This is a genomic window from Candidatus Goldiibacteriota bacterium (genome assembly GCA_016937715.1).
Taxonomy (GTDB): Bacteria; Oederibacteriota; PGYV01; order PGYV01; family PGYV01; genus PGYV01.
Genome location: JAFGWA010000084.1, coordinates 1 through 3,926, shown reverse-complemented (window position 1 = coordinate 3,926; position 3,926 = coordinate 1). Strand labels below are relative to the sequence as shown.

The following is a 3,926-nucleotide window of genomic DNA, read 5'->3' as shown; positions in this document are numbered from 1 at the left end:
CGGAGAACGATCCGCAATTAAACACTTCAGAGATGCACGCGCTTCGCTCTGTGCAAATATTTGTTCTTTGCGGAGAACGATCCGCAAAGAACAAATATTTGGTGCGAGGAGAGGGACTTGAACCCACACCCAATGGACCAGATCCTAAGTCTGGCGCGTCTGCCAATTCCGCCATCCTCGCACTTTTTGGCAATAAACAATAATTAAAAAAACTACCGTAATCTTAATTTTACTATATTTTTACCTGAATTCCAAACGGTAATATTGCCGTTTGTTCCGCTTTGTGCCTTTAAATAAACGGCAAGCCCATACCCGGAATTTCTGCATTTTACCGTATATACCGTCTTTTTTCCGTAAAATACCTTTTCTTCCGCGGATATAACGCCGGGCGCGTTTAATATTAACCCTTTTACATATGCCACCTTTGCCTCTTCCGCAAAATCCCCTTCTATTATGACAGTTTTGCCTTCCGCCATGTTTTTCTTAACCTGTCCCTGAGCGGCGCTTATAATGTCATTAACAGCCGCAATATAAGCTTTTATAAAAACCCTGTTTTCAATTTCCGCGTTACGAGAACACTCTTTTATATCAAGTATTTTAACTATATTACCGCCGGCATCTTTAACAGTGCCTGTTATTGAAACGCATTTTTCTTCTGTTGAAATACTTAAAAACGCGCTTAATTCATCTGTATTTTCTTCGTATTCCACAGAATACTCCGCGGAAAGCCCGGCTTTTATAACTTCCAGGGCTTTAACCGGCAGTTCACCCTGCCCATAGACGGTAACTGATAACGATACCCTGTCCTGCGAAAAATTAATAAGTTCAAAAAAAGGCGTTTCCTCCGAAATATCAATTTCGGGAATTGTCATTTTTAAATCAGCGCATTGTTTTTGTCTGCCATAACACACTCCCGCCCCGTAATAAAGTTCTCCTTCGCTTTTATCCGCGTCAGCAACAAGAACTGATTCGCCTGTTTCATACACAAGGTCGCCGGCGTTTATTTCCAGACGCGCCCCGGGCGCGTAACCGGTGTTAAAATAACACTTTCCTTTTTTTACAGCCATCGCCGTAAATTTTTGTTTTTTGGAATAATTGCCTTTTCTAAACAGCACAGTGCTTCCCGCGGCGCACCTTACACACCCGCCCTCTTTTAGGTACATCGCAAACACAGACGTATCAGATGAAACCGTATCGCCTATACCCGCGTAATATGATGTGGAAGTATTTATCATAACTTCTTCTTTGCCGATATAAACTCCCGGCCCGTATGGTATTAATAACGCTTCATTGGCGGCAAATACAAAGGCCGGCAGTAATAACATAAACACAATAATTATTTTTTTCATTATTTCCTCCTGCACTGCGGTTATTTACAGAACTTCAAGGACTTCATAGACGACAAGGTGGTCTTCCTTGCCTTTTATCTTTATATCCGTGTACATTTTAGATTTTATCCTGTCACGCACAAGCGCGTGCGTGTTTTCGCTTATTAAAAACGAAGTTGAAAGTTCCTTATTTAAACTTTCAAGCCTTGATGCCAGGTTTACCGTATCTCCTATTACCGTATATTCCATCCTTCTCATCGAACCCATATTGCCGGCAACCACCTTGCCGCTGTTCACGCCCACGCCTATTTTCAGCGTCTTCTTGCCTTCCTGCGCCCACTTTTCATTTAATTCATCAAGTTTTTTCTGCATCTGCCAGCCTGTCCTTACCGCCCTTATAGCGTGATCCTTATCATAAAGCGGAGAACCAAAAACCGCCATAACAGCATCGCCTATAAATTTATCCAGCGTGCCGCCGTTTTCAAACACTATGTCCGTCATTGCGGTTAAATATTCATTAAGAACGCCAAGCACCTCTTCAGGCTGCATTTTTTCTGACATCGCCGTAAACCCGCGGATGTCGGAAAAAAGCACGGACACTTCTTTTACTTCGCCGCCCAGTTTTATTTCCTGCTTTTTTAATATTTCATCCACAAGCGTTTTGGAAACATATCTGGAAAAAATATTTTTTATCTTACGGTTCTCTTTTTCTTCCACAGCCACCTTGTACACGCTTATGCTGGAATAGCACAGCACCATGGTAAAAAGCGGGTTTACAAGGTCTATAATATAATTGTGCGCGTCAAACAGGTATCTTGAAAGGAATATAAACGCGATTACTTCCACAAACACCACGATAAGCCCGCGCAGTGTCTTTATCCTGAAAATCATGAAGCTTGTAAAAAGCCCTATGGCAAATAACAGCGCAAGGCCGTTAAAACGCCCCATCCGTTTCATCATGGAATTATTGTAAAGCGTATTGATTACATTAGCGTGTATTTCCACCCCGGGCATTGAATAACCCGATTCAGAAAACGGCGTAGAAAACACATCATGAAGAATATCCGCGGTGGAGCCCACAAGCACTATTTTGTCTTTAAACATATTTTTTTTGATATTTTTACCGTAATACACCTGATAAAACGGCACGGTCGTAAAAGTGCCTGCCGGGCCGGCGTAATTTATTATTATCTGATTTGTGGAATTAATTTCGCCCCAAATGACTTTATTTTCTTCTTTTATTATTTCCAGATTATTTCTGCGCAGCCCTTTATAAAGCCCAAGCGATTCCATTGACAATGACAGATATTTTTCTCCTGTCTCGCTTTCAACTTTTACAAGCTGGCTATGCCTTATACTGGAATCCCTGTCAAACGGGTGGTGCACAATTCCGGAAGCGTAAGCGCCGTCTTTCAGAGCGGGTATAGGAAATACTTTTGTGGTTTTATCTCCCACTTTTGTCTCTTCATATAATATCGCCATTCCCAATACCACATTGCCCGCTTTATCCACCGCTTTGGCAAATTCCGCGTCTTCTTTTGGATTTCTTGCAGTGGGCTCTGAATACACCACGTCGAACGCGATGACTTTAGCGCCCCATGATTTCAAATTAGAGATTAACTGCGCGTAAAAATTCCTTGGCCATATCCATCGCTCCGGCATTTCAGAAAACGAAGAATCATCTATCGCCACAATAACCACCGGCGCGGTGGGCTGTACAATGCCCCTTTCCTTAAACCGCCAGTCAATTGACTTATTTTCAAGGCCCTCAAAAAAACCTGTCCGTGTGATAAAAATGGATAATATGGTGGCCAAAAGGCCTATAAATATTATCGCCCGCCTGTGAAAAGTCTGCTTTTTTTCCTTTTTTACAGCTTTTGCTTCTTTTTTCATAATTGTCCACATTATATATGTATTTAAACCGTTTGTCTATAAGGGGAAAAGCTTATTATTAGACGTACCTGGAAGGGTTTTAGATAAAAAAAATGGTGGGCAATCGGGGATTCGAACCCCGGACCAACTGATTAAGAGTCAGCTGCTCTACCAACTGAGCTAATTGCCCGCCTTTTCATTGAAAAGCAGGGTTAATACTACAATAATTTGTTTTCATTGTAAACCCTATAATACTTCAAACGGGTGTTGGATACCCCGCCTGAATATAACTGATGCGTTCTTCTAACATTTAGTCAGCGTTCGGCTCGCTTTCGAATCCGGGAGCGACTCCTATACTTTATCGAACAGTTGAACAATCAAACATTCGACCGCAATCGGGCTTATGATATTCGAATGCTCGAATATCGGATGCTCGATTGCTCGAAAATTTTGCGAAGCAAAATTTTGGGGTAAGTGACGGGATTCGAACCCGCGACCTCCAGGGCCACATCCTGGCGTTCTAACCAACTGAACTACACCTACCACCTATATAACAATAAAAAACAACTTAAACAAAGTATATTGTTTATACCAAAATATACCGTTCATTTCAAGCCTTTTAATTACTGCCGCTTAATCCGGCAACTTGCAACATTTAATGCAACACCGTTAAAATTTCCCATGTTTCTCTTGTAACTTTTTGTCTTATTATGTCGTTTGCGGTTT

2 protein-coding genes and 3 tRNA genes are annotated in these 3,926 nt (G+C 41.7%); all 5 read right to left on the bottom strand.

Translation table 11 applies throughout. The features are described 5' to 3' along the window. Positions 1-99: 99 nt before the first annotated feature. A tRNA-Leu gene (locus JXR81_08660) sits at positions 100-181 on the bottom strand. A gap of 31 nt (positions 182-212) precedes the next feature. Continuing rightward, positions 213-1,349 (bottom strand): hypothetical protein, encoded by a 1,137-nt coding sequence (locus JXR81_08655; GenBank protein ID MBN2754913.1) that lies wholly within the window; start codon positions 1,347-1,349, stop codon positions 213-215. Between the two features lie 24 nt (positions 1,350-1,373). Beyond that, positions 1,374-3,221 carry an adenylate/guanylate cyclase domain-containing protein gene (locus JXR81_08650; GenBank protein ID MBN2754912.1) on the bottom strand — a complete coding sequence of 616 codons (1,848 nt, stop codon included), beginning with the start codon at positions 3,219-3,221 and terminating at the stop codon, positions 1,374-1,376. A 93-nt stretch (positions 3,222-3,314) separates the two neighbouring features. Then, positions 3,315-3,390: transfer RNA gene (locus tag JXR81_08645), tRNA-Lys, on the bottom strand. Between the two features lie 276 nt (positions 3,391-3,666). Next, positions 3,667-3,743: transfer RNA gene (locus tag JXR81_08640), tRNA-His, on the bottom strand. Positions 3,744-3,926: the final 183 nt, after the last annotated feature.

What these genes read in the sequence shown, in the direction of transcription:
- JXR81_08650 (MBN2754912.1), bottom strand. Translation starts at nt 3,221, where the DNA reads ATGAAAAAAGAAGCAAAAGCTGTAAAAAAGGAAAAAAAGCAGACTTTT.
- JXR81_08655 (MBN2754913.1), bottom strand. Translation starts at nt 1,349, where the DNA reads ATGAAAAAAATAATTATTGTGTTTATGTTATTACTGCCGGCCTTTGTA.